Source organism: Bacillus sp. JFL15, from assembly GCF_001184225.1.
GTDB lineage: Bacteria > Bacillota > Bacilli > Bacillales > Bacillaceae > Bacillus > Bacillus siamensis.
Map to the genome: position 1 here is coordinate 3,335,554 of NZ_KQ236689.1, position 24,677 is coordinate 3,360,230.

General features: G+C 40.8%; 25 protein-coding genes and 2 pseudogenes. 22 read left to right on the top strand and 5 right to left on the bottom strand.

The window, feature by feature from the left end; all coding sequences use genetic code 11:
• The first annotated feature begins 88 nt into the window (after positions 1 to 88).
• The 3 genes from xylA to ppsA all read left to right on the top strand — a co-directional run bounded on the left by xylA (position 89) and on the right by ppsA (position 6,018).
• Positions 89 to 1,426 carry a xylose isomerase gene (gene xylA / locus AD710_RS16480; protein WP_049628526.1) on the top strand — a complete coding sequence of 446 codons (1,338 nt, stop codon included), beginning with the start codon at positions 89 to 91 and terminating at the stop codon, positions 1,424 to 1,426.
• Between the two features lie 115 nt (positions 1,427 to 1,541).
• On the top strand, positions 1,542 to 3,044 hold the full coding sequence (gene xylB, locus AD710_RS16485) for a xylulokinase (protein WP_049628527.1): 1,503 nt from the start codon (positions 1,542 to 1,544) through the stop codon (positions 3,042 to 3,044).
• 376 nt (positions 3,045 to 3,420) lie between these two features.
• Positions 3,421 to 6,018, top strand: coding sequence for a phosphoenolpyruvate synthase (gene ppsA, locus AD710_RS16490; RefSeq protein ID WP_049628528.1), 2,598 nt, complete (start codon positions 3,421 to 3,423; stop codon positions 6,016 to 6,018).
• Between the two features lie 295 nt (positions 6,019 to 6,313).
• Here the strand turns inward: ppsA and AD710_RS19345 are convergent, their stop codons facing one another.
• Entirely contained in the window at positions 6,314 to 6,412 is a 99-nt protein-coding gene (locus tag AD710_RS19345) for a YjcZ family sporulation protein (protein WP_076982999.1), read from the bottom strand.
• A gap of 506 nt (positions 6,413 to 6,918) precedes the next feature.
• Between AD710_RS19345 and AD710_RS16495 the strand changes: the two genes are divergently transcribed.
• From AD710_RS16495 to AD710_RS16510, 3 genes are all read left to right on the top strand, one after another.
• Complete coding sequence (locus AD710_RS16495) at positions 6,919 to 7,104, top strand: hypothetical protein (RefSeq protein ID WP_016936005.1); 186 nt, start codon at positions 6,919 to 6,921, stop codon at positions 7,102 to 7,104.
• Between the two features lie 351 nt (positions 7,105 to 7,455).
• Positions 7,456 to 8,370, top strand: a complete 915-nt coding sequence (locus AD710_RS16505; protein WP_049628529.1) for a helix-turn-helix transcriptional regulator — start codon at positions 7,456 to 7,458, stop codon at positions 8,368 to 8,370.
• 64 nt (positions 8,371 to 8,434) lie between these two features.
• The gene (locus tag AD710_RS16510; RefSeq protein ID WP_049628530.1) at positions 8,435 to 8,935 is read left to right on the top strand and encodes a DinB family protein; all 501 of its coding nucleotides are present in this window, start codon (positions 8,435 to 8,437) and stop codon (positions 8,933 to 8,935) included.
• A gap of 117 nt (positions 8,936 to 9,052) precedes the next feature.
• Here the strand turns inward: AD710_RS16510 and adhP are convergent, their stop codons facing one another.
• Positions 9,053 to 10,069 carry an alcohol dehydrogenase AdhP gene (gene adhP, locus AD710_RS16515; protein ID WP_049628531.1) on the bottom strand — a complete coding sequence of 339 codons (1,017 nt, stop codon included), beginning with the start codon at positions 10,067 to 10,069 and terminating at the stop codon, positions 9,053 to 9,055.
• Between the two features lie 252 nt (positions 10,070 to 10,321).
• On the opposite strand from adhP, the gene AD710_RS16520 reads away from it, so the two are divergent.
• The 12 genes from AD710_RS16520 to AD710_RS16575 all read left to right on the top strand — a co-directional run bounded on the left by AD710_RS16520 (position 10,322) and on the right by AD710_RS16575 (position 18,447).
• Positions 10,322 to 10,969: a gamma carbonic anhydrase family protein gene (locus AD710_RS16520; RefSeq protein ID WP_442853079.1), complete on the top strand. Its 648-nt coding sequence runs from the start codon at positions 10,322 to 10,324 to the stop codon at positions 10,967 to 10,969.
• Positions 10,970 to 11,210: 241 nt separating this feature from the next.
• Positions 11,211 to 11,324, top strand: a complete 114-nt coding sequence (locus AD710_RS16525; RefSeq protein WP_049628532.1) for a hypothetical protein — start codon at positions 11,211 to 11,213, stop codon at positions 11,322 to 11,324.
• Between the two features lie 52 nt (positions 11,325 to 11,376).
• The gene (locus AD710_RS16530; RefSeq protein ID WP_049628533.1) at positions 11,377 to 11,667 is read left to right on the top strand and encodes a YozQ family protein; all 291 of its coding nucleotides are present in this window, start codon (positions 11,377 to 11,379) and stop codon (positions 11,665 to 11,667) included.
• Positions 11,668 to 11,911: 244 nt separating this feature from the next.
• Entirely contained in the window at positions 11,912 to 12,352 is a 441-nt protein-coding gene (locus AD710_RS16535) for a UPF0715 family protein (RefSeq protein ID WP_049628534.1), read from the top strand.
• 28 nt (positions 12,353 to 12,380) lie between these two features.
• On the top strand, positions 12,381 to 13,142 hold the full coding sequence (locus AD710_RS16540; RefSeq protein WP_045926665.1) for a GNAT family N-acetyltransferase: 762 nt from the start codon (positions 12,381 to 12,383) through the stop codon (positions 13,140 to 13,142).
• A gap of 173 nt (positions 13,143 to 13,315) precedes the next feature.
• Positions 13,316 to 13,858: a GNAT family N-acetyltransferase gene (locus tag AD710_RS16545; RefSeq protein ID WP_049628535.1), complete on the top strand. Its 543-nt coding sequence runs from the start codon at positions 13,316 to 13,318 to the stop codon at positions 13,856 to 13,858.
• 180 nt (positions 13,859 to 14,038) lie between these two features.
• Entirely contained in the window at positions 14,039 to 14,398 is a 360-nt protein-coding gene (locus AD710_RS16550) for a hypothetical protein (protein WP_049628536.1), read from the top strand.
• 83 nt (positions 14,399 to 14,481) lie between these two features.
• Positions 14,482 to 14,772 carry a DUF3902 family protein gene (locus AD710_RS16555; protein WP_116746182.1) on the top strand — a complete coding sequence of 97 codons (291 nt, stop codon included), beginning with the start codon at positions 14,482 to 14,484 and terminating at the stop codon, positions 14,770 to 14,772.
• Positions 14,773 to 14,904: 132 nt separating this feature from the next.
• Positions 14,905 to 15,384: a DUF4944 domain-containing protein gene (locus tag AD710_RS16560; protein ID WP_049628537.1), complete on the top strand. Its 480-nt coding sequence runs from the start codon at positions 14,905 to 14,907 to the stop codon at positions 15,382 to 15,384.
• A gap of 340 nt (positions 15,385 to 15,724) precedes the next feature.
• On the top strand, positions 15,725 to 16,372 hold the full coding sequence (locus AD710_RS16565) for a DUF3885 domain-containing protein (RefSeq protein ID WP_049628538.1): 648 nt from the start codon (positions 15,725 to 15,727) through the stop codon (positions 16,370 to 16,372).
• Positions 16,373 to 16,543: 171 nt separating this feature from the next.
• Positions 16,544 to 17,617, top strand: coding sequence for an LLM class flavin-dependent oxidoreductase (locus AD710_RS16570; protein WP_016935993.1), 1,074 nt, complete (start codon positions 16,544 to 16,546; stop codon positions 17,615 to 17,617).
• A 209-nt stretch (positions 17,618 to 17,826) separates the two neighbouring features.
• Positions 17,827 to 18,447, top strand: a complete 621-nt coding sequence (locus tag AD710_RS16575; protein ID WP_049628539.1) for a lytic polysaccharide monooxygenase auxiliary activity family 9 protein — start codon at positions 17,827 to 17,829, stop codon at positions 18,445 to 18,447.
• A gap of 160 nt (positions 18,448 to 18,607) precedes the next feature.
• Here the strand turns inward: AD710_RS16575 and AD710_RS19350 are convergent, their stop codons facing one another.
• Positions 18,608 to 18,697, bottom strand: coding sequence for a YjcZ family sporulation protein (locus AD710_RS19350; protein WP_016935991.1), 90 nt, complete (start codon positions 18,695 to 18,697; stop codon positions 18,608 to 18,610).
• 144 nt (positions 18,698 to 18,841) lie between these two features.
• Between AD710_RS19350 and AD710_RS16585 the strand changes: the two are divergent.
• A pseudogene (locus AD710_RS16585) lies at positions 18,842 to 19,388 on the top strand (GNAT family N-acetyltransferase).
• 377 nt (positions 19,389 to 19,765) lie between these two features.
• Here AD710_RS16585 and AD710_RS16590 read toward each other — a convergent pair.
• Together AD710_RS16590 and AD710_RS16595 are read right to left on the bottom strand one after the other, a co-directional pair.
• Positions 19,766 to 19,948 carry a hypothetical protein gene (locus AD710_RS16590; protein WP_442853085.1) on the bottom strand — a complete coding sequence of 61 codons (183 nt, stop codon included), beginning with the start codon at positions 19,946 to 19,948 and terminating at the stop codon, positions 19,766 to 19,768.
• A gap of 173 nt (positions 19,949 to 20,121) precedes the next feature.
• Positions 20,122 to 22,539 (bottom strand): peptidase G2 autoproteolytic cleavage domain-containing protein, encoded by a 2,418-nt coding sequence (locus AD710_RS16595; protein WP_049628541.1) that lies wholly within the window; start codon positions 22,537 to 22,539, stop codon positions 20,122 to 20,124.
• Positions 22,540 to 22,815: 276 nt separating this feature from the next.
• Between AD710_RS16595 and AD710_RS19660 the strand changes: the two are divergent.
• From AD710_RS19660 to AD710_RS16605, 3 genes and pseudogenes are all read left to right on the top strand, one after another.
• A pseudogene (locus AD710_RS19660) lies at positions 22,816 to 22,970 on the top strand (TM2 domain-containing protein).
• Positions 22,971 to 23,117: 147 nt separating this feature from the next.
• Positions 23,118 to 23,552 (top strand): dUTP diphosphatase, encoded by a 435-nt coding sequence (locus AD710_RS16600; protein ID WP_016935986.1) that lies wholly within the window; start codon positions 23,118 to 23,120, stop codon positions 23,550 to 23,552.
• A 212-nt stretch (positions 23,553 to 23,764) separates the two neighbouring features.
• Positions 23,765 to 24,589, top strand: coding sequence for a poly-gamma-glutamate hydrolase family protein (locus AD710_RS16605; RefSeq protein WP_049628542.1), 825 nt, complete (start codon positions 23,765 to 23,767; stop codon positions 24,587 to 24,589).
• Positions 24,590 to 24,677: the final 88 nt, after the last annotated feature.

The following is a 24,677-nucleotide window of genomic DNA, read 5'->3' on the forward strand; positions in this document are numbered from 1 at the left end:
TGAAAATATATTAGTTTGTTTAAGCAACAAACTAATATGCGAATATGACATAAAATGCGCTTGAATTTATTTTTAAGGGGGAAATGTCATGGCTCAGTCTCATTCCGGTACAGCCGGCTATTTTGAAAGCGTAAACAAAGTGATTTATGAAGGGAAAGATTCCACGAATCCTTTAGCATTTAAATATTATAATCCTCAAGAAGTAATCGGCGGAAAGACAATGAAAGAGCATCTGCGGTTTTCTATTGCTTATTGGCATACATTTACCGCTGACGGTACAGACATGTTTGGAGCGGCTACGATGCAAAGACCGTGGGATCATTATAAAAGCATGGATCTGGCGAGAGCGAGGGTAGAAGCAGCATTTGAGATGTTTGAAAAACTGGATGCGCCATTTTTTGCTTTCCATGACCGGGATATCGCACCTGAAGGAAGTACGTTAAAAGAGACAAATCAAAATTTAGATATTATCGTGAGCATGATGAAAGAATACATGAGAACGAGCGGCGTGAAGCTATTATGGAATACTGCAAACATGTTCACGAATCCCCGTTTCGTCCATGGTGCCGCGACTTCTTGCAATGCAGATGTGTTTGCGTATGCCGCAGCACAAGTAAAAAAAGGGCTGGAAACAGCAAAAGAGCTTGGCGCCGAAAACTATGTATTTTGGGGCGGACGTGAAGGATACGAAACATTGTTAAATACGGATTTAAAATTTGAGCTTGATAATCTGGCCAGATTCATGCATATGGCAGTGGATTATGCGAAGGAAATCGGGTATACGGGGCAATTTTTGATTGAACCAAAACCGAAAGAGCCGACCACTCATCAATATGATACAGATGCGGCAACAACCATTGCCTTTTTGAAGCAATATGGCTTAGACAGTCATTTTAAATTAAATCTCGAAGCCAATCATGCCACATTAGCCGGGCATACATTCGAACATGAATTACGAATGGCGAGAGTGCATGGCCTTCTTGGATCTGTTGATGCGAATCAAGGTGATCCGCTTTTAGGCTGGGACACAGATGAATTTCCGATAGATTTATATTCTGCGACATTAGCCATGTACGAAATCCTGCAAAATGGCGGCCTTGGAAGCGGCGGATTAAACTTTGACGCAAAGGTCAGAAGATCTTCTTTTGAGCCTGATGATTTACTTTATGCCCATGTTGCAGGGATGGATGCATTTGCAAGGGGATTGAAAGTCGCTCACAAATTAATCGAAGACCGTGTGTTTGAAGATGTGATTCAGCATCGTTACCGCAGCTTTACCGAAGGGATCGGTCTTGAAATTGCAGAAGGAAGAGCTGATTTTAAGACACTTGAGCAATATGCGCTAAACAATCAGCCAATTAAAAACGAATCAGGGAGACAGGAGCGGTTAAAAGCGATATTGAACCAATACATTTTAGAGGTATAACAAAGAAGCTTGGTCCGCTAAAAAGTTTCAGCAGGGAAAGCCGAGTTGCCCCGGAACTTCCCGTTCTGGCGGGAAGTTTCAATGGGGATCTATTGAGAGGGAAAGGAGTGAAAAAATGAAGTATGTCATTGGGATAGATCTTGGAACGAGCGCCGTTAAAACCATTTTAGTCAATCAAAACGGCAAGGTTTGTGCAGAAACGTCCAAAAGATATCCGCTCATTCAAGAGAAGGCGGGGTATAGTGAGCAAAATCCCGAAGACTGGGTGCAGCAAACCATTGATGCATTGGCTGAATTGGTTTCTGAATCCGGCGTTCAAGCCGAAGATATAGACGGGATAAGCTATTCAGGACAAATGCATGGGTTAGTCCTGCTTGACCAAGATGGGCAGGTGCTGCGTTATGCGATTCTTTGGAATGATACCCGAACGACGCCTCAATGTATGAGGATGACCGAGACATTTGGCGATCATCTGCTTGATATCGCAAAAAACCGTGTCCTGGAAGGGTTTACATTGCCTAAAATGTTATGGGTGAAGGAACATGAGCCTGAACTTTTTAAAAAAACTGCTGTTTTTTTGCTTCCGAAAGACTATGTGAGATTCCGTATGACCGGTGCCATTCACACCGAATACTCCGATGCGGCGGGAACGTTACTTTTAGATATTACCCGCAAGGAGTGGAGCGATGATATTTGCAATCAATTTGGTATTTCTGCAGATATTTGTCCTCCGCTTGTTGAATCCCATGATTGTGCGGGATCGCTGCTTCCGAATGTCGCGGCGGAGACAGGGCTGATGGAACAAACAAAAGTGTACGCCGGGGGAGCAGATAATGCTTGCGGTGCAATTGGAGCCGGTATTCTTTCATCCGGAAAAACATTATGCAGTATTGGGACGTCAGGGGTCATACTTTCCTGTGAAGAAGACAAAGAAAGGGACTTTAAAGGGAAAGTGCACTTTTTTAATCATGGAAAAAAGGATTCTTTTTATACGATGGGAGTCACGCTCGCTGCTGGATACAGCTTAGACTGGTTTAAAAGAACGTTTGCGCCAAACGAATCGTTTGAGCAATTATTGGATGGGGTGGAAGCTATTCCGATAGGAGCAAATGGACTGCTGTATACTCCTTATTTGGTTGGTGAAAGAACGCCGCATGCTGATTCATCTATTCGGGGAAGCTTGATCGGAATGGATGCGTCCCATAAAAGAGAGCATTTTATGAGGGCGGTAATGGAAGGCATCACATTCTCTTTGAATGAATCAATTGAGCTATTCCGCGAAGCGGGAAAATCAGTTGATTCTGTTGTCTCTATTGGCGGGGGAGCTAAAAATGAAACGTGGCTTCAAATGCAAGCTGATATTTTCAATACGCGGGTGATTAAGTTAGAAAACGAACAAGGTCCGGCCATGGGAGCTGCTATGTTAGCTGCTTTCGGGAGCGGGTGGTTTGAATCCCTTGAAGAATGTGCAGAGCAATTCATACGTGAGGCTGCTGTATTCTATCCGGAAGAACAAAATGTTCAAAAATATAAAATACTATTCGATTTATATAAGAACATTTACACTCACACAAAGGATCTCAATGCAGCATTGAAGCGTTTTCGGGAAAATGAATGATAAGTGCGGTTCGTCAAGAGAGTGTTTTTGTCGGGAGATCAATGACAGAATAATTAAATGCTAAAAAGCTTTGATGGCAAAGCTGCTAATAAATAATGTCATTTATCGGAAGAAACAGATAATCATTCGGACTCCGTGGAGATAGCCTTTCTGCAATGGATTCACAGATATCATTCAACTTCAGGAGTTCCTTAGGAAATTAAAAAAGAACCCCGCCAAATTGGCCAGGTTCTTTTTATATTGCACAAAAACAGACACGGTGATATAATCAGATCACGCGTGCTTTCTGTGTGTGAGTTCATAATTATCCATCTTATATTATGATTATATCATGCTGAAAAGCTCTTGTCAATTTTTTTTGAAGGGGAGATATAGAATGAGTTCTTTGGTTCTCGGTATTCACGAAATTGAAAAAACACAGCCTTTGCTCGTTGGAGGAAAAGGGTTGCATTTAGGGGGATTATCAAAAATTCAAGGAATACAAGTACCAGAAGGCTTTTGTGTCACAACAGCAGGATATCAAAAAGCCATTGAACAAAACGAAACGTTACAAGCGCTGTTGGATCAACTGACCATGCTGAAAGTGGAGAATCGGGATCAAATCGGTAAAATCAGCAGGGAAATTCGGCAAACCATTATGGAAGCAGAAATTCCTTCCGATGTAGTTAAAGCAGTTGCTTGCTATCTCTCCCGGTATGGCGAAGAACATGCCTATGCCGTGCGTTCTAGTGCGACTGCTGAAGATTTACCGCACGCCTCTTTTGCCGGTCAGCAAGACACCTATTTAAATATTACCGGTGTCGATGCAATCTTGCAGCATATCAGTAAATGTTGGGCGTCCCTATTTACTGATCGCGCGGTCATTTACCGTATGCAAAATGGATTTGATCACAGCCAAGTTTATTTATCCGTTATCATCCAAAGGATGGTTTTCCCTCAGGCTTCGGGGATCTTATTTACCGCTGATCCGGTGACCGGAAACCGAAAGCTGCTATCCATTGATGCCGGTTTTGGACTTGGTGAAGCACTGGTCTCCGGCTTAGTATCCCCCGATTGTTATAAAGTACAGGACGGGCAAATCGTCGATAAGAGAATAGAAACTAAAAAAAAGGCTGTCTATGGACGAAAAGAAGGCGGAACGGAAACACAAGCGATTGATCTTGATCAGCAAAAGATTCAAACACTGACTGATGAACAAATTTTACAGCTGGCACGTATCGGGAGGCAGATCGAAGCTCATTTCGGCCAGCCGCAAGATATCGAATGGTGTTTGGACCGCGATACTTTTTATATTGTCCAGAGTCGTCCGATCACAACGTTATACCCCGTTCCTGAAGCGAACGATCAAGAAAATCACGTCTATATCTCTGTTGGTCATCAACAAATGATGACGGACCCCATAAAACCCCTTGGATTGTCTTTTTTTCTGTTGACGACTTCTGCACCCATGCGTAAAGCCGGCGGAAGGCTATTTGTTGATGTCACACATCATCTGGCATCCCCTAAAGTCAGAGAAGTTTTCTTAAAAGGCATGGGGCAGCACGATCCGCTCTTAAAAGACGCACTTATGACCATAATAGAGCGACGTGATTTCATTAAGCCGATACTTGATAAAACGGCACCGATTCCCGGAAAAGGCAATGCAGATATGCCGGATCAAACTGAAAACGATCCGGCAATTGTTTCTGATTTGATTAAGAGCAGTGAAACATCGATAGAAGAGTTAAAACAAAACATCCAGACGAAATCAGGATCTGATTTATTTCGTTTTATTTTGGATGATATCCAGGAATTAAAGAAGATTTTATTTAACCCAAAAAGTTCGGTATTAATTCGAACTGCAATGGATGCTTCATCATGGATTAACGAAAAAATGAACGAGTGGTTAGGTGAAAAAAACGCAGCAGACACGCTTTCTCAATCTGTACCCCATAATATTACTTCAGAAATGGGGCTTTCGCTATTGGACGTCGCCGATGTGATCCGTCCTTATCCAGAAATAATTGCTTATTTAGAGGATGTAAAAGATGATTCCTTTTTGGATGAGCTGGTGAAATTTGAAGGCGGACAGGAAATCCATGACGCCATCTATGCTTTCCTCAACAAGTACGGAATGCGATGTGCCGGAGAAATTGATATGACAAGAACTCGATGGAGCGAAAAACCAACTGCACTTGTCCCTATGATTCTTAATAATCTCAAAAACTTTGAGCCAAATGCCAGCCGGCAGAAATTTGAGCAAGGGCGGCAGGAGGCATTGAAGAAAGAACAAGAGTTATTAGATCGATTGAAGCAATTACCGGATGGTGAACAAAAAGCCAAAGAAACCGAACGAATGATCCGCATCATCCGGAACTTCAGCGGCTTCAGAGAATATCCAAAATACGGAATGGTCAGCCGCTATTTTGTTTATAAGCAGGCTTTACTGAAAGAAGCCGAACAACTCGCCGAAGCGGGTATTATTCAAGAAAAAGAAGACATATACTATCTTACTTTTGAAGAACTTCAAGAAGTCGTACGCACAAATATATTGGATTACCAAATCATCAGTACACGAAAAGACGAGTACAAAGTATATGAAAAACTATCTCCGCCGCGTGTTATCACGTCTGACGGCGAAATCGTTACAGGCGAGTACAAACGAGACAATCTCCCGGCCGGAGCGATTGCAGGGCTTCCTGTTTCCTCGGGAGTCATAGAGGGGCGGGCACGTGTTATTTTAAACATGGAAGATGCCAATTTGGAAGAAGGAGATATATTAGTTACCACCTTTACCGATCCCAGCTGGACACCATTGTTTGTATCCATAAAAGGCCTGGTCACTGAAGTTGGCGGACTGATGACCCATGGAGCGGTTATAGCGCGTGAATACGGCTTACCTGCAGTTGTTGGAGTTGAAAATGCAACCCAATTGATAAAAGATGGGCAACGAATCCGCGTACATGGAACAGAAGGCTGTATTGAAATATTATAATAGCGGGTGTGTGCAGCGGGACATCAAGTATTCCCCGCATTTGTACCAATGACAATAACAAAGGTCGAACAATAAGAAAAGCCGGAACCTCTTAAATGAGGAGTCCGGCTTTTTTTATGTGAAAATGAATTAATATGTGAAATCCGCATTCTATAAAAAACCTTTAGAGTAAAAATGAAATATTTACTTTATGGTCTTCTTTCCAAAAGTGAAAACGCCATAAAAAGATCTTATGGCGTCTGTCCGAACTGTGAGATGCAATTTTCTTGGGAGACGAATATGGTTCGTCAATGTGCTAATAAAGGAAAGCAGCACCTACAATGATTAACAAAATGAAAAGCACAACGATCAAGACGAAAGTGCTTCCGCCATAATTTCCACCGTAGTTTCCCATGTTGCCACCTCCTCTTGTTAGGATAGTATATACTATGCCGAACGATAAATTTCGACATGGATTTTAGTCTAAAAGAGAAAAAATGAAGTTTTTGTCTAAAATGAAGGGCTGATGAATGAGGTTTTATTTTCGGTTCTCCTTAGGCTATGGCATGTTTAGTTGAGAGTAAGAACCTTTAGGATATGCCGTTTTCTTCACGATGGAAGCAAAGTTATCCTCGCACGAAATAAATTAGATAATGAGAAATAATCAAGAAAGAATGATTCATCATTTCCCGGGCAAGCGCAGTATACGACAAATAACATGTATTTTCCTTTTTTCGTTTTGGAAGGGGACGCATTAAAGTGAACGAACAAGATTGGACACAGGGGAAGGTGATGCCTGTTGGGCGGGCACAGATCAACCGGAACGAAGTAACTTCCCCGGTCATGAGTAAAGCTTTATCCTGAAACTTTTATAAAGCAATAACGTATTACTTTTATAAAGATAAATAAGGGGGCTTCTGAATGGGATTAAAACATTTCTTTAATATAGAGTTAAAATGCTCCATCTGCGGGAAAACATTAAAATCTGGTGATGGGCTGACAGCTCATATTACCCTTCCGAGTGAGAAAATGATGCCTGTGGGGAGAATGGACAAAGTGTTAAGTAAATTCGCTGATAAGGTTTACTGTAAAAAGTGTAGTGAGTAGATCGTCAGTGTCATGAGGAAGCTCTGGCGGGTTTCCTCATGATATATGTGGTCAATTCAAATTGGAAAAAAGCGAAATTGTAATGATTAAAGTAGACAAAGAACTCAAGGATACCAAAGAGATCATTTTTCGTTTACTTTGCTTTTTGGAAGGTTTGCTTAGTTCGTGGATCACTGCACCTCATAAAAGCATGGATGCTAGAATAATAAGACTCATATGTAACAGTGCTCCTTTGCTTGTTTTAAGAAATTTTACCATCTATAAGACGGAAATGTCGATGAAATGAACAAAACAAGATCTTAATAACTATTACCGCTGATCTTAATCAATGATGAGGAAAGGAATTGAGAGTTGAAATTAGAACGTTTATTATCAATCATATTCAAACTCTTACATAATGAAATTTTATCTGCTTCCAGTTTAGCTGATGAATTTCAAGTATCATCGCGGACAATTTATAGAGATATCGAAGCGATTTGTGCTGCTGGAATACCGATCGTTTCATATCAAGGTGCTAACGGCGGTTTCGGGATTATGAAAGGATACAAATTTGATAAAAGTTTAATCGGATCTCACGATGTATTAAATCTAATCACTGTATTAAGCAGTTTATCGAGTCTTTTTGAAGATAAGGAAGTTGAACATACGATAGATAGATTAAAACCTCTGGATACAAGCGGCAACAACAGAACGTTGTATGTTGAGTTGGAAAGCCTTAGAACAGAACCGAATTCCTTAAGGCATCTGCGAAAAGCTATACATGAAAAAAAGGTGGTACGCTTTGATTATGTCAGCAATAAAAATGAATTTACCTCACGTGAAGCAGAACCAATCCATCTCCATTATAAGTTCCGTAATTGGTATGTATATGGTTATTGCAGAGAACGTCAAGATGTTAGAGAATTTAAAGTATCACGTATGATGAATATAACGCTGACTCAAGAAGAGTTTATGCACAGTCACAAAGTGAAAGATGATTCATCTTATTCAGACTCCAATGCGGAAGGGTTTGAGGATGTTGTCATTTGGGTTGATCATAATTCCCTGGCAAAAGCTTTAGATCAATTTCAGAACGCGTCAAAAGTCATGAACAGTGATGGAAGTATGACGTTTACCATTTCTGTTTATCAGCCTCTGCATGCCGGATGGCTTATATCAATTCTCTTAAGCTTTGGCAGCGGAGCTAAAATGATAAAACCGGTGCAGCTGCAATCAAAATTAATCGCTGAAGCCAAAAAAATAATGAAAGTTTATCAAGATGTATGACGATCTGCTGTCATATATCTTTTTTTATAATCATAAGCATCAACTTTAAAGGAGAAGATGTTAAATGAACCATGCAAAAAATATGTATCAGTACCATGTTTGGGCGAATAAAGCGTTATTAGAAAGAATAAAGGAATTACCAAGTAACGTTCTTTATGAAGAGGTTCGCAGTTCATATCCTACAATTGCTCAAACGTTCAGTCACATCTGCGCGGTGGATGCTATGTGGCTGCAAGTACTTAAAGGAATAGACATGCAGGAAGCAGTGGAAGGTTCTGCGGCTTATGCAGAAAGGACTCATTTATATTCTGCAGATGAATTTGCGGCGTCTTATGATGAACTGGCTTCACAGTTTGAAGAATGGATGAATAGCCAAACAGATTTAGAACAAAAAATGAACATAAATAATCCTTGGTTAGGTTCCAGAGAAACTGCTTACTCAGAAATTTTATTCCACGTTGCCAATCATGGCACTTATCATCGGGGCAGCATAACAACTATGTTAAGACAGCAGGGTTACGCTTCAGCAATGAATGACCTTGTATTATATTGGTATCAGGATTAGTTCAGTACTTGCAAAATGAATAACCGCCGTTTGGTCAGAACTCAAATGACAAAGGTGAGGGCGCTGCGCAAGAATAGAGCTCAAAGGCTGCCGTATCATTCCCGGCAGCCTTAATCATTAGGAAGTAAAATCTATAACCATACGGCCGGTCACTTTCCCTTGCTCCATTTCTTCAAATATATCATTCACGTCTTCAATCGGGCGTTTTGTCACTTTAGGTACAACTTTACCGTCTGCAGCAAATTGAAAAGCTTCCCTCAGGTCTTCTCTGGTTCCTACTAATGAACCTACTACTTGAATACCATCTAACACAAGACGGGGAATATCTAATTCCATCTTGTCGACCGGTAAACCGACAGCCACTACACGCGCACCGGCTTTTACAACATCAATCGCTTGATTGAAAGGGATTTTTGAGACAGCAGTAATGACCGCGGCATCCAGACCTAAATCGCCGGTCACTTCTTTAGCCTTCTTGACGGGGTCTTCGTTTAAACTGTTTACAACCGTGTCAGCGCCTAAGCTCTTAGCAAAGTTCAGTTTTTCATCGCTAATGTCGAAAGCAATCACTTTAGCGTTAAAGACATTTTTTGCATATTGAACAGCCAAGTTGCCCAAACCGCCGACTCCAAATACACCGATCCATTGACCAGGTTTAATTTCACTGACTTTTACTGCTTTATAAGTTGTGACACCTGCGCAGGTAATGCTGCTTGCGGCTGCCGGATCTAAATGTTCAGGCACTTTCACTGCATAATCAACCGCCACGATTGCTTCTTCAGCCATTGCGCCATCAACTGTATAGCCGGCATTTTTCACATCCCGGCACAAGGTTTCACGGCCTGTTAAGCAATATTCACAGCGGCCGCAGCTTTCAAACATCCACGCAATGGAGACGCGGTCTCCTTTTTTCAGGTTTGTTACGCCTTCACCAATCTCGGTTACAATGCCTACTCCCTCATGACCTAAAGTGACGCCTGTCACATCCCCGAAATCAGCATTTTTAACATGCAAGTCAGTATGACATACACCGCAGTATTCCATCTTAACTTTGGCTTCACCGTGTCGCAAAGGACGCAATTCTTTTTGTACGATCGCTATATTTTTGTCCTTCGTTGCTACTACTGCTTTCACAACATACACCCCTTTCAAATACTTACAGAAAATTGGTACTTATCATACAATTTAGCACAATACTCTTCTTTTGAAAACCCTTACATAACTTTGCAGACAAGTATCTCTAAAAATTTATTGAGGGCGCACGCTATAAAGATACTAGTAATTATTTGTTATCCGAATAGTGTTTAAATAGGAATTTGTCGTCTCTCTATGAACGGAATTTACATAGTATATATAATAGTACGTTTTCAAAGGAGGTCTTTTTTTTTGAGTGATAGAAAGCTGACAGAAGAAAACCTTGATAATCACCAGCCCGCTAACTTTGCGCCATTCATCAGCCCTAATCCTGTTACGTCATTTAATCCGGTTCGGAGATACCCTAAAATTGATAAAACATCATTTATCAGTCCATTTTCCAGTGTGATAGGAGACGTGAGAATAAAGGACAATGTTTATGTCGGGCCGAATGCTGCTGTTCGCGCAGATGAAGGGACGCCCTTTTATATTGGGTCAAATACAAACCTTCAAGATGGCGTCATTTTACATGGTTTGTTAAAACAATTTGTTTCAGTCAAAGATAGGGCATATTCCATTTATATCGGAAACAATGTAAGTGTCGGACATGATGCCCTTATTCATGGCCCTTGTTATCTTGGAAATCACACGTTCGTCGGTTTTAAAGCCATCGTGTTCAATGCGATTGTAGGCAAAGGATCATTTATTTCATACAACGCTGCCATAACAAATGGTGTACGCATTGCACCGAATCGGTTTGTTCCTCCCGGAGCAGACATAGACTCACAAGAAAAAGCTGACAGATTGAGAAGAGTGACAGAAGAGGAACGTGAATTTGCACGGGAAGTGCAGCGCGTTAATCAAGAATTTCCCGCTTCTTATCAAGCGTTATTCAGTTGAAGAAAAACAGATAAATCCCCATCTCAGAAGGAGGGGATTTTTTTTATGAAGTGCGGTCATTAGGTGTGATGGGCTGATTGATAAGGAGAATTTATAGGCAAAGGTTATCCTTGAAAGCCTTAATTCAAAGCGATTGTCTGAAGGCTTCTTTTTAAGAAAATCCACCGAATAGCGTATGAATATGATCCCCATAGACACAATAAGAACAGTCTATATTCTATCTGAAAGGGAGTGAGAACCAGTGAGCAAAAAAGGAATCCAAAATTCAAGCGTTGAACAATTAAAAAAAGACCATGAGACCGAAACCGCTTTTAAAGCAGATGATTCCAAAAAAGTTCAAACCAAAAACAAATGAAAATACTTAGTTACACTCGTCAAACAAAATTGATCAATATGGAGTGAATAACATGGCTGAACAACATGGCGCAGACAGACCGGACGATTACAAAAGATTTTCTTCTTTGGACAAGGACTATGATTTTCAGCAGCAATCTTTAGCCGGCGATACCAAAGCAAACCAGACAGACACGGAAACACAAACTCATCATAAAGAAACTGCAACAACAAATACGGCAGGGGAATATTTTGAAACATCAGATTATGAGGGTAATACACAACTGGAAAGAGGATTGGCTGAAACACATGAACAGGTCAGCGATGACTATTTTGAAGGAACGATTGATCAAAATTTGGAATAGTCATATAACGGAACTTTCTTGCAGAAGTCAGTTCCGTTATATTGATACTTACCGGCCTTTGGATTTGAACATGATGAACCGGTTGAAGATTATTATAGTCAAGGTATCTCCTTGACCTTTTTTATGGGCAAAAAAAAGATTTCAAAAATTATAGATCTTTTAAAGTGATCAATATATACTGATTTAAATAACAGGAAGAAAATGAAAAATTAGAGAACTGAATTTTAAAAAGCGGGTGAAATAAATGGAAGGGGCGGCGCGGAGCAGCTTAAAATGTTATGTTTTCACATTGGCGTTTTCAAGCATGTCTTTTGGTCTTGTTTTTGGATTGTATATGTTTGTATACTCGGGTTTTGTGCCATTCGCATTAGTCACTGTAGTTATCATTGCTTTTTACGCTTTCGTCACTTACTTTTTATTTGCTGTTCCTGTGCAATTTTGGTTAAGAAAGAAGCCGAAAAAGTGTAGTTTGATTCATCTTTTCATTTATACAGCAGTCGCTTTTTTAGCTGTGTTCTTGTTCTGGTGCATGGGTAGTCATTCCATTGATGTTAGAGTTTTCGAGAATTTCATTTATTACATGATGAGCATTACTGCTGCGTTAATCTATTGGTTTTGGGACTCTATATTTCTGAGAAAGCAGTTTTTTTATAGAAAAAACATGAGCTTAACAATTTCGGGTTAAACGCTGATCTTGGAATGGGGAGATCATAATGGAATACATTGAATTGAAAAAGGACAATATTGATGACAATCATATTTGCTGCGCACTAGGTGCGAAACAATATGAGAAGGCCGTAACGGAAAAGAAAAGCTGGCTTAAAGATCGAATGGCTGATGGTTTGGTGTTTTATCGATTAAACGAGCGGGCAAAAGTTTTTATTGAATATTTACCTGCAGAAAAAGCGTGGGTTCCGATAAGCGCTCCTAATTTTATGTATATTAATTGTCTTTGGGTCTCGGGGAGATATAAGAACAGCGGACATGCGAAACACTTGTTAGATAAATGTGCGGAAGATGCCAAATCCCGCGGTATGGATGGAATTGTTCATATAGTTGGTAAGAAAAAACTTCCCTATTTAAGTGATAAGCATTTCTTCGAGCATATGGGATTTACTTTGCAAGATGAAGCAAAACCCTATTTTCAGTTAATGTCATTGACCTGGAATGAGCATGCAGCTCTTCCTGTATTTAAAAAACAGGTTAAAAGTTGTTCTTTTAATGATGAGGGGATCACAATATTTTATACAGCTCAATGTCCATTCGCAGTCGGAGTGTTAGAGGATTTGAAGGAACTGACTGAAAAGAAAGGGCTTCATTTTCAGGCTCATCGATTATCCTCCAAAGATAAGGCCCAAACATCACCGGCAATCTGGACAACTTTCAGCGTGTTTTATAATGGAGAATTTCTCACTCATGAAATGATGAGCGTGAATAAGTTTGAAAAGTTACTCAATAAGCTTTTAATGGCTTAACTGGTTCTTCTCCCTATTCTGGGTAATGAGGTTCATTAAAAAAAACCGTCAGCATTAAACATTATTGATTTGGACAAAAATGATAACATATATAGTACAAATAGATTGAGATCGTTCTTTAACAAACGGGCGAGGCCTGTTGAAGATACATTTCAAAAAAAGGAGACTAACAAATGCAAAAAATTGAAACCCCTCGCTTAGTTTTAAGAAATTTTACCGAGGAAGATTCGCACGGTCTTTTGGAATATTCGGCACATCCGAGAGTGAACTGCTTTCTTGATGACAGAATTTCTACGATAGAAGAAGCAGTCTTAAACGTTCAAAAAAGAAGCAGAGATGATTCTTATATTGCTGTTTGTTTAAAAGACAGTAATGATCTGATCGGAGAACTATTTTATTTAAAAGAAGAGCCTGATACATATTCCGTTTGTTGGAATTTCAATGCTCGATTTGAAGGGAAGGGATACGCCAGTGAAAGTGCAAAGGCTTTCTTTGAGTATCTCTTTATGCAAAAAGACGCAAGAAGGCTCTATGCATATGTTGAAGATGATAACGACAAGTCACAAAAATTATGTGAAAGATTAGGAATGCGTAAAGAAGGTTATTTTCTTGAATTTATTTCGTTTACAAAATATGAGGATGGAACACCTAAATATGAAAACACTTTCCAATACGCACTGCTAAAGAAAGAATGGTTAAAGCAAAAACATAGTTAACGCAAAAAAACTCGCCGAGGGCAGTTTTTTTGCGTTTAAGTTAAAAATTTACCGATATTACCAATAGATTACGGAATTGAAAAATGCTTAGTTTAGTAACGATCAAATGAGATTCAGGTTTGGAAAAGCAGTGAAAATCATTTATCGTAAAGTTGTTAAATTCGAGAGAGGGTGAATGTGATGGAAAGCCTAAATAACTCTTACAATATCACGAAAGATCCAAAGTTTTTAGCATTTTGCAGTTTAGCGACAGAAGGTGCAGGAATTAGTTCGAATCAGCAATGTTCAATTGGTTTTACTGAATTCAAAGAAGCGCTGGAGAATGGCAAAGTGGTTGAAAATCAAAATCTGCAAAGCAGTTCAGAGTTACATCACAAGTTCGATTACTGGAAGTCCAAAATCACTGGAGGACGAGCTGTAACTGAAACCGATAACCAAGTGCTGGATATCATCAAACAAGCATACAATCTTGGACTGGTTACGAAGGATAATATGCTGTTGAGAAGTCAAGCCATTAACGCGTATCAAACATCTATTTAATTTTAAGAAAAAAAACGTTAATCATGAAAAGATGGCGTTACCTGATGTGATCTAATAAAACTAATGGTGAAAGGAACTCTAACTTGAAGTCACATTTAGTTTCGTTCGTATTAGCTTTGATAGGATGTTTATTCAGTATTTATATGCAATCAATGGCTTATTGGAGCAATGACTCAATGCTGTGGTATTGGGTCGGTGCGATTTTGTCGTATATATTTGCTGCAGGATCATTCATTACGCTGAATTTTAACAAAAACAAGGACTCAGTTCTGTCGATAAGTTGCCTCATTTTAATGATTCTAACTGTTATGCTTATTTTAGTTACAGTTTTTTGGACGGCTTTTATTATAATCGCAGGGCAATCGGGGATGTGATACTAAGGGGAACATGGCTTATTTTTCGTATTTTTTTGATGACTGGAATCTGAACCTCTATTTATTAAGTTTTCGAATTTAAATGTAACAATTCTAATGTCCATACGTTCTAAATGATAAAGGCGGGATGCAATGAAGAAGTATAAAGTCATTAAAACATTGCTGATTATTATCACTGTTCTGACCATAACGGCCGGAATTGCACTATTTTCTTTAATTTCAGGAGAGAAAGTCAAATATATCGGCTATAGCCAGAACAAGGCGTGGGAAGCGTCAATTGAAAAATCAGGAAAGACCTCTATCGGTCCTAATTATTTCTTGAATTTGTACTACAGAGGCAATAAAGAGAATAAAAAGAAAACGGTGATTAAGAGATTAACATTATTTATTGACGGCCGGAAATATGGAGAAGATAAAGACTATCATCTTTCAGAATACACCGGAGAGAAATTAGCAGGCGGCGGAACGGGGGAAGATCATATTCAGACGTTTGAATATATGCCGGAAAATGAAGTGATCGGTCATGAAATCACTGTAGAAGCAGTATGGAAAACCGATCATGAGTCCTATAAAGAAAAATTTAAACTGAAAAGAATACATTGGTATGACTGAACTAAAAAGGGCGGTATAACCCTCTCTTTCATCCAAAACAATTAGCTTTGTCTGTTTTTCTCGATTTTCTAAATTGATCTGGGTCGATTAAAGAGTCACTTGCTGCCTATGTATAAGAAAGTAATACCCTGGAATGTGTAAAATCAATGAACAGCTTCGGAAATGGAAGGATCAGTGAAGGTGAGCTTGTGAAAAAAGGATCAGGATGGATGTGACCAGCATCCACCCTGATCAATGGGGTTCACAGTGTTCTATTTCATTGTATTCCAATCGGAATAATATTACAAGACGAAAAAATAAAAAGTGGGTCGATCATTAACAGAAAGTGAGAATGTTTTGAATGAAAATAAAGGATTATCTGAAGGAAAGGTTTCCGGCTTTAAAATTAATGCCGAGCATTTATCATCAATGGGACGTTGGAATTCACTTTTCTCTTGGCCGTAATATATATCAATTTAATGAAAACGGTGAGCTGAATCTTGAGTATTTTCAGTGTGTCCATCATCAAATGACCGAAATTTTTAATGAGCTGTTTGAACAAAACGATGACTTATTCCTTGTTGCAAACATATATAAGCACAAAACTCAAGGTAATGACGCCAGCAAATTAAAAATTTATCAGCCGTTTCTGAAGTGCAAGGATGATTTATATCGGATTCAGGTGGAGACCTGTCCGTATCCGTTCGAAGAAGATGATGCAGAAGAATACGAGATGCAGCAGTTTTCTTTATTATGTAAACGGAAGGATTTGCGTATTACCCCATTACTTAAGGCAGCTGCTCACGAAGATTTTCCGCTGAAGCCAAGGTTCGGGGGTTACACCGTTGAGTATCCCGATGTTTTCTTTGTGAATATTGCAAAAGACATTATTTTCTTTATATATGATGACAGAGGGTGTGAAGTTATCGCCCTTGATACCGGAAGAATACGTGCGCTTTATGACCAAAATCACGATTGGATTGAAAGTGAACGCATGCATTCGAATTAGCTTATTCGAGGTGTGTTCTTACTTGCGCGGTTTCGCATTTGTACGTGAGGAATGTAACGGAACTTCTGGGTGCTAAGATGCTGTATTTATTTGGATGAATTCCATTTTGCAAAACGGCTGAATAGAATAACAGCATAAAAGTTTTTTTACACAGTGCAGGAGGAGAGATACGTGAGGGCTGAACATCATGATGGTATGGAAATTGGAATTTATTCATTTGCAGAATTATACCCCGATCCTCTGACAGGGAAAACAGTCAGCGCAAAGCAGCGGGTAGAGGAATTGATAAAGCTGGCGAAATTGGCTGACGACGCAGGGCTTGATGTATTCGGCGTAGGCGAGCATCATCGTCTTGATTATGCAGTGTCGTCGCCGCCGGTCATCTTATCAGCGATTTCACAGCTCACCGAAAACATTAAGCTTACGAGTGCCACGACTGTATTATCCACCGCAGATCCCGTCCGTTTATTTGAGGATTTTGCAACGCTTGATCTGATATCAAACGGAAGGGCGGAGATCATTGCGGGACGCGGTGCATTTTTAGACTCGTTTCCTCTTTTCGGTTATGATGTGGGTTATTATAAAGAACTGTTTGAAGAACACGTTGAGCTTTTTTTGAAATTAAATTCGGGGGAAGAATCGGTCACCTGGAAAGGACGTTACCGGCCGCCGCTGAATGACGCAGAAATTTCCCCTCAGCCTTTTCACGGAAGCATTCCGCTGTGGTTAGGTGTTTCAGGAACTCCGGAAAGTGCGGAGCGGGCCGGAAGAGCAGGCGCCGGTCTGGCATTAGCTGTATTGAGCGGTGATCCGAAATCATCTAAACCGCTTGTTGACAAATACCGAGAAGCAGCTTCTAAAGCCGGTCATCCGCCGGAACATGTGAAGGTTGCTGTAACCGGGCATACGTTCATTTCAAAAACGAATGAACAGGCAATACAAGAATTTTACCCGTATCATTCTAATTATTGGTCTCATGTTCATTCATACCACGGGATTCATGAACCTTTAACGAGGGAAGATTTTGAGCGGGCGTCCGGTAAAGAAACAGCCTTATTTGTCGGAAGCTCACAGCAGATCATTGAAAAAATCATGCACCAATACGAGCTGTTTGGCCATCAGCGGTTTCTCGCGCAGATCGATATAGGCGGTATGCCGTTTAAAAAAGCTGCGGAAAACATCGAACGATTAGCATCAGAAGTAGCACCGGTGATCCGAAGAGAAACCGGCAAATCAAGCGATTAAATGGAGTCAGGCGGAGCGGGCCGGTTTTTGAACATCGCGGACTCGACATCAGAAACGGTCCGGCTTTTTTAATGATTATAAAAAACAAAGGGAAGAGCGCGAACCTCATTGCTTTTTCCTATCAAGAAAAGGAAGGTCATTTCATCCTCCATCGTGAAGTGTATATACTGAAAGGTTTATATTTACAAAAGAGGGAGGATGATGTAGAGATGAAGGGTTTAGTCAAAGCTGCAGTTTTAACTGTTACTCTCGGTATTGGAGGCGCTTTCTATTCAAGTGATGCATCTGCACACGGGTATATAAAAGATCCCGTCAGCAGAGCGTACATGGGAGCATTAGAGAAACAGACAATGGGCTGGACGGCCGCTGCTCAGAAATATGGCTCCGTCATTGATAATCCTCAGTCTGTTGAAGGGCCGAAAGGATTTCCGGCCGCAGGTCCGCCGGATGGAAGAATTGCATCTGCAAACGGAGGATCGGGACAAATTGATTTCGGACTGGACAAGCAGACTGCAGATCATTGGGTAAAACAGAATATACGCGGCGGCTTTAATTCTTTTACTTGGCACTATACCGCACCCCATGCGACATCAAAGTGGCACTATTATATCACCAAGAAAAATTGGAATCCTAATAAACCTTTGTCGAGGGATGAATTCGAATTAATCGGAACGGTAAACCACGATGGCTCCAAGGCAGATACGAATCTGACTCATAGAATTTTTGTGCCGACTGATCGAAGCGGTTATCATATCATTTTAGGGGTATGGGATGTCGCGGATACTTCCAATGCCTTCTATAATGTCATTGATATAAACCTTACACAGTAATCTATGAAATGACTGATCGGCTGCATTCATGCATTGCCGATCTTTTTCGTTTGAAAGAGTTAGTTAAAGGAGGAAACAGCAAAGCGCCATAATGAATTCATTATGGCGCCTTACGATCATAGAGGTAATGCTGACATGGATGCGGAGGTAAGGGAGACTCTTAATAACCGCCGAGGAAAGAAGCACCGACGATGATTAATAAAATGAATAGCACCACGATTAACGCAAAGGAGCTACCATAACCGCCCATATGATCTCACCTCCCTTAAGAGGATTAATACATATTATGCTGAATGTAAAAGTTTGATAGGGATGCTAGTTTATTTTTGAAAAAAAGTTCGTCTGCATATATTTTCTTCTCACATTTCCATCTTTTAAAGGGGGGGGATCGTAAATGCTTCCTGTAATAGAAACGGACAGACTTATTCTTAGAGAAGTTGAAAAGAAAGATGCAAAGCAAATATTTGCTTGTTTTTCAGGATGCAAATGTAACACGCTATTATGGTTTGGAACCTTTTGATTCAATGGAACAGGCTGAAAAAATGATTGGCTGGTTTAAAGATCAATATCATGATAAAAAGGGAAGCCGTTGGGGAATTGAGAGAAAAGATGCGAATGGAATAATCGGAACTATTGGTTTCAACTCTTGGGTGCCTAAGCATAAGCGGGCGGAGGTCGGTTATGAGATTCATCCGAATTATTGGAGGAATGGCTATGCTTTTGAAGCGTTGGAGAATGTTCTGTCTTTTGGGTTTGAAAAGCTTGGGCTGAATCGTATAGGCGCTGTTGTTTTCATTGAGAATGCAGCGTCTCATCAATTATTGATAAAGGCGGGGTTTCAATCAGAAGGAATTTTGAGAGGATATATGTATCAAAACGGACTGCCCCATGATACACGTGTATATTCTATACTGAATGAGGACGTTGATGAGACGCTATAAAGCAATCTTTCAGCTGCGTCTCCTGCAGAAGGAGTTTGATTGTAAGAAACGATTCCAATAATCACCAACAAGATAATCAACACAAATATGCTCCACAGAGTTATTTTTAAACATTTTGACATGACATACCCTCACTTTGAAAGACTTTACCGGATCTGTGATCGAAGACCATTTCAAGTATATTCATTATAAAGGAGAAAAATGAGCAGTATCTCGGTGCAAAAATAAAAAACTTGCGGTGCGCTGCCGCAAGTTTTTTCGCATTAAGGTCTGTGGAATTCAATATGCTGATTATCACGATCAAAATCTTATTTAGAAATGCACATTAACAAAAACACCCGGAGTTCACCGGGTGTAAAAAGCGTTGATATGTCATGTCAGCAACATTTTTTGCATTTTCTTTTATAGACAACGATGTAATCATAATCAAGATGCTTTTTGTCTTGTTTCTTCTTCTTTTTTTGTTTAGGCTGCTTTTCTTCCTTTTTACCGTGATCATAATGTCCGTCCATATCCATATCCATATCCATTTCCATTTCCATATTCATATCCATGTCCATATCCATACTCATATCCCTCCTTTTTCATCTGACGGTAGTATTCTATGACAGAAGGAACAGATGGCTTGGACAAATGAAACGATATGCTGTAAAAGAGGCGTCTCATCCGGTATAAAAAAACAGGATCATACCCGTCCGATAGATAGGGAGGAAATGATCCTGATATGAAAATACTATTTGATAACCGCTATTGCAATGCCGTACCCTTTTTCTGGACTGTATAAGGCGGTCAGTTTCAATACCTTCCAGCCTTCCGCGGCTTTTGTACCGATTCCGTTATGGGCCGTGATATAATCTCCCGGGTTTACCGTACTGTCTACCCGTACGTAGTGCCGGCCGCTGAGTCCGACAATATGCCATTCGTCTCTGGCGGCGCGCGCTTCATAGTCAGCTTCAAGAGCCGGACTGCAGTCTGGGTTTTGTTTCGGCACGCGTATCGTTTCTCCTGTTTCTTCGTCAGTTACATTTTCATATATGAAACCGCCGAACTCGTTTGTCAAAAAACGGCTTTGCCATCCGAAGCTTGCGGCTCCTGATATAAAAGCGGCTGTTTCTGAAATGACGCCGAGCATATAATCACCAACGTGAGCCGGCTCGATTTTTTCTCCCCTCACTGTGACGATCGTCCCGGCGGGAATCGTCTGGCCGTTTACACTTTCAAAATATTCTCCGTACCCTGACAGGGAAGAGGTGACGGCTCCGGCGAAAGTTCCGTGGCCGCCCGCTGAGTCCAGTTTCCACTTAATGGACTGATGCCCTCCGGCAACGGTGTACGGTTCTTCCAATGTAATGCTTTCTGATGACAGAATAGTTCTGGAGACTTTGCTGCCCGTAACATGTACATTGTTTGAAGCAGCGATAAATGCCCTTGAACCTTCAGAACTTGAACCTCCGGAAGAGCTGATGATCGCATTTCTGTCACCCCTTGCCGTAATATCGCCTGTGCCCGCAATAACGGCGCTTGTCGGGTTAAATGCAAAACCCGAGCTTGTCGCAAGCTGTGCGCCTCCTTTTAAATTGACGGGGATCTGCTCGTAAGTCTGTCCTTTTATAGAAGCGGCAGCCCTGTAGCCTTCCGCCTGCACGCCGAGAATGACAGCCTGGCTGTTAGGGGACGTAATTCCGACAGCACCGCCATCTCCGATCATCGTTCCATTCATAATATTTACGTTATATTGCCCTCCGCCAATTGAGATGCCTTTGGGGGAAGACTTGTAAATATCAAAATTTGAAATTTTAACATAATCGGTTTTATTTGATCCGCCGGATATATTGATGTCAACACCGGCTTGTGTAAAACCGCGTATTTTAATGCCGCTGATCGTAATATTTTGACTCCGGTATTGAAGGGCTACGACAGGATTCCCGCCATAATCATAAGAAGGATCGCCAATAGCTGTGAATCCGTTTACATTTACGTTTTTATAGGCCGAGATAACCAGCGCCCTTGGCGTCACGCTGTCATAGAGAGCGTTGAAGACCGGTTCAATCGCGGTGCAGTCGGTTAAAGTAACATCATAAGCCGTCGTACTTTCGGGGTCTGAGGCCTGATGGTGTCCGATATGACGAATATCAAACGAACGTACATCACGATACGAAACATGGCCGATAATATGAACATTTTGGGAAGCCGGCCACAGGCTGTGCGCCTTTACTTCAATTCCGCGGATATTTCCGCTCGTATAGTTATTCAAAAGCCACACATGTTTAGAGCCGTCATCAATTTCAATGCCATTCGAATTTGCGCTGCCCTCGGCATGCTCTGTGCCGCGCGGGTTTCCTGAATGACAGTTGGAAATGAAAATATATTCGCTGTAATGGGTGGTAATACCGTCGTCTCCGGCGCCGTACGCCACACAGTTATCTATCCATATATAACGGCAGCCGTCTTTCGTCCATTCTGTTTCAGGCAAATGATCATAAGCCGGGGATGTGATATCGATACCATGCAGACCTGCGTTAACCGCTTCAACATTCTTGATCCAGCCGTATTGCACATTGGCAAACGTTAAACAGCTGGAAAATTGTCCTCCAGGGTTTCGGACTCCGCATTGACGATCAGGATTCCAGTCTAAAGTCATGCCCTGGACAAAAATATTACGGTTTCCATTTTCGTAGTTATCATTGGTAATGACCCATTCATATGCGGGAGTGTCCTCATGGAGTTTAATTACGGTAATCCCTTGTCCCTCACCGGAGATGGTAGTCCACGACGGAAGTTTTATCCCTTGAACCAAAAATTCTCCTGCGGGAACATTTACTTTGACGCGGCCGTTCCCGATCGCTCTCCGAAAGGCTTCCGTATTGTCCCGGCCGTCAGGGACCGCTCCGTAATCCTCCACATTTACTTCCCGGGTGATTTTATTCATAAGCATTTCGTATTCAGTATCAAGCCGTTCTTTTAAAAGTGAGGTGACCATTCCTTCCGCCGTCACCCGGGCATCTGCGATCTCAAGATTATCATCTGTTGCGGAATGCTTAATAAAATTCTGCATCCTTGCTTTGAGATGTTCCAATTCAGAGGAATGAGCAGGGTGAGACTGCAATGCGGCGTTTAAAGACGGATCAGGAAAGTTTTTAAATTGAACCATTCTAAAGACACCTCTTTCTTTTGATATAAGCGCTTGACGCAGGGGAGAACAAAAAAGCCGCGCGCCTTATGCGCTTATTCATCAAATTCTTTGTTGAGAACGAAATCCCTTTTAAAATCAGATTGAATTTTAAAAAAACGTCCTTATTTCAGGTGAAAGATCAGAACTAAGAAAGTTTTTGAAAACTAGTATAAAATTTACCTTTATATATAGAGAGAGTGTATTATAAGTGGAGCTGTGCTGTGAAAACGATGGAAAAAGATTGTTGGGGACGTTATGATAAGTAAGAAAAGCAGAATTGCGGCTGCAATATTAGCATTTTTTCTAGGCGGTTTCGGCATTCATAAGCATTTATTGAATGTATTATTTATCTCTGCGGAAGCGAACAAGTATTTGATCAAAAGTATAATGATTATTATGACCAACAGTAATCAAAAGCCTGTGTGGGAAATCCCTTTTATCGGTTTCTTCTCAATTAAGCGTTAAATCCTTTCCTCAGCTGCTCAGTTAAAATGGTATAATGGTGCACGGATTGGTCATTATACGACTAAAATAGGGAATCAAAAGGAGCGGCGAACATGACTTTACAAATTAAAATTAAATATTCAGATGATACACAAACGAGAATCAGTAAAATTGAACAGGGGGATTGGATCGATCTGCGGGCTGCAGAGGATATAACAATCAAAAAAGGTGAGTTCAAACTTATCCCGCTCGGAGTTGCGATGGAGCTGCCGGAAGGATATGAGGCCCATGTCGTTCCGCGTTCAAGTACATATAAGCATTTCGGTATTATTCAGACAAATTCAATGGGTGTCATCGATGAATCTTATAAAGGTGACAATGATTTCTGGTTTTTCCCGGCATACGCACTTCGGGATACCGATATTTCCAAGGGAGAGCGGATCTGCCAATTCAGAATCATGAAGAAAATGCCTCAAGTGGAATTGATCGAAGTGGACAAGCTCGGAAACAATGACCGAGGCGGTCTGGGATCAACAGGCACAAAATAAAACGATTAAAGACTGCTGTTAAGCAGTCTTTTTATTGATTTCGAAGCGCCAGCCGCGCTAGCATATTGATAAATGATTTCCCGATATTCCGTCTTCAGCATTCCGTCTATCTAGAAGCCGCTCTGATGTTTTTATTCTTTAAGATGAACGGAGGTCTTGTCCAACGTATATAATATTGTGACAAAAGTGTAAACAAAAGAAAGGATGATGTTATGAAAAAAAGGGTTAGAAGAGAAGACCGTAAAGCTGCTGGCAAAGAGGCAGAGCAGAAGAAACCGTCCAAAGTCACCCTGTTCTGCCGTTCGCTTCAAAGGCTGAAGCATTTGTATTGTAACATAAACATACAATTGCCATCAATAACCAAAAAAGGAATTTTAGTTTTAATTTTATCGTTTTTTCTTCTGCCGTTTTTACGGGCTGATGCCGCTTCAGATACTTACGGCAGTTTCGAAGAATTAAAACTGCATGAGGTCCCCTCCGTTTTTTCTATTTCATCGAAAGAACATGACCCTTCTGTTCTCATATTAGCTATACACGGCGGAGGCATAGAGCCGGGGACCAGTGAGTTGGCCAGAAAAATTGCCGAAAACCGGAGCCTGTATTTATTTGAAGGGCTAAAATCAGCCGGCAATGCTGAGCTGCATTTGACCAGTTCGCATTTCGACGAACCTAAAGCCGTTCAAATGGTGAAAGAGCACTCAAATGTCATTTCATTGCACGGTTACGGCAGCGACGATAAAAAGATAAAAATCGGCGGTACAGACAGAGAACGGGCCGAACTTTTGACAGGTGTGCTGAAACGAAACGGGTATCCTGCCGTTCTTCTTGGCATAAATGATAAATACGCAGGTGTCAGTCCGAACAATCTTGCCAATCAATCTTCATCCGGATTAAGTATTCAAATTGAAATGAGCACCGGTTTTAGAAAATCACTGTTTGACACCTTTACGCTTAAAAGCAGAGCGTCTACACAAAACGATACCTTTCTCCAATTCACAAAAACGATTTCTGATTTTATCAATGACAATTATAAATAAGCACGCCGCTTTTTGCCGGCGGAGCTTTTTCTTTTGAAATTTATGAAACTTTAAGTTCTTAAGATCGTATACATAACTGACAGGATGA

Bases quoted from the DNA above. Each gene is read 5' to 3' on its own strand.
- AD710_RS16600 (WP_016935986.1), top strand. From the start codon at position 23,118: ATGACTTTACAAATTAAAATTAAATATTCAGATGATACACAAACGAGA.
- AD710_RS16540 (WP_045926665.1), top strand. From the start codon at position 12,381: ATGGAATACATTGAATTGAAAAAGGACAATATTGATGACAATCATATT.
- AD710_RS16575 (WP_049628539.1), top strand. From the start codon at position 17,827: ATGAAGGGTTTAGTCAAAGCTGCAGTTTTAACTGTTACTCTCGGTATT.
- AD710_RS16535 (WP_049628534.1), top strand. From the start codon at position 11,912: ATGGAAGGGGCGGCGCGGAGCAGCTTAAAATGTTATGTTTTCACATTG.
- AD710_RS19350 (WP_016935991.1), bottom strand. From the start codon at position 18,697: ATGGGCGGTTATGGTAGCTCCTTTGCGTTAATCGTGGTGCTATTCATT.
- AD710_RS16510 (WP_049628530.1), top strand. From the start codon at position 8,435: ATGAACCATGCAAAAAATATGTATCAGTACCATGTTTGGGCGAATAAA.
- AD710_RS16565 (WP_049628538.1), top strand. From the start codon at position 15,725: ATGAAAATAAAGGATTATCTGAAGGAAAGGTTTCCGGCTTTAAAATTA.
- xylA (WP_049628526.1), top strand. From the start codon at position 89: ATGGCTCAGTCTCATTCCGGTACAGCCGGCTATTTTGAAAGCGTAAAC.
- AD710_RS19345 (WP_076982999.1), bottom strand. From the start codon at position 6,412: ATGGGAAACTACGGTGGAAATTATGGCGGAAGCACTTTCGTCTTGATC.
- AD710_RS16590 (WP_442853085.1), bottom strand. From the start codon at position 19,948: ATGGACATGGATATGAATATGGAAATGGAAATGGATATGGATATGGAT.
- AD710_RS16595 (WP_049628541.1), bottom strand. From the start codon at position 22,539: ATGGTTCAATTTAAAAACTTTCCTGATCCGTCTTTAAACGCCGCATTG.
- xylB (WP_049628527.1), top strand. From the start codon at position 1,542: ATGAAGTATGTCATTGGGATAGATCTTGGAACGAGCGCCGTTAAAACC.
- AD710_RS16560 (WP_049628537.1), top strand. From the start codon at position 14,905: ATGAAGAAGTATAAAGTCATTAAAACATTGCTGATTATTATCACTGTT.
- AD710_RS16495 (WP_016936005.1), top strand. From the start codon at position 6,919: ATGGGATTAAAACATTTCTTTAATATAGAGTTAAAATGCTCCATCTGC.
- ppsA (WP_049628528.1), top strand. From the start codon at position 3,421: ATGAGTTCTTTGGTTCTCGGTATTCACGAAATTGAAAAAACACAGCCT.
- AD710_RS16545 (WP_049628535.1), top strand. From the start codon at position 13,316: ATGCAAAAAATTGAAACCCCTCGCTTAGTTTTAAGAAATTTTACCGAG.
- AD710_RS16605 (WP_049628542.1), top strand. From the start codon at position 23,765: ATGAAAAAAAGGGTTAGAAGAGAAGACCGTAAAGCTGCTGGCAAAGAG.
- AD710_RS16530 (WP_049628533.1), top strand. From the start codon at position 11,377: ATGGCTGAACAACATGGCGCAGACAGACCGGACGATTACAAAAGATTT.
- AD710_RS16550 (WP_049628536.1), top strand. From the start codon at position 14,039: ATGGAAAGCCTAAATAACTCTTACAATATCACGAAAGATCCAAAGTTT.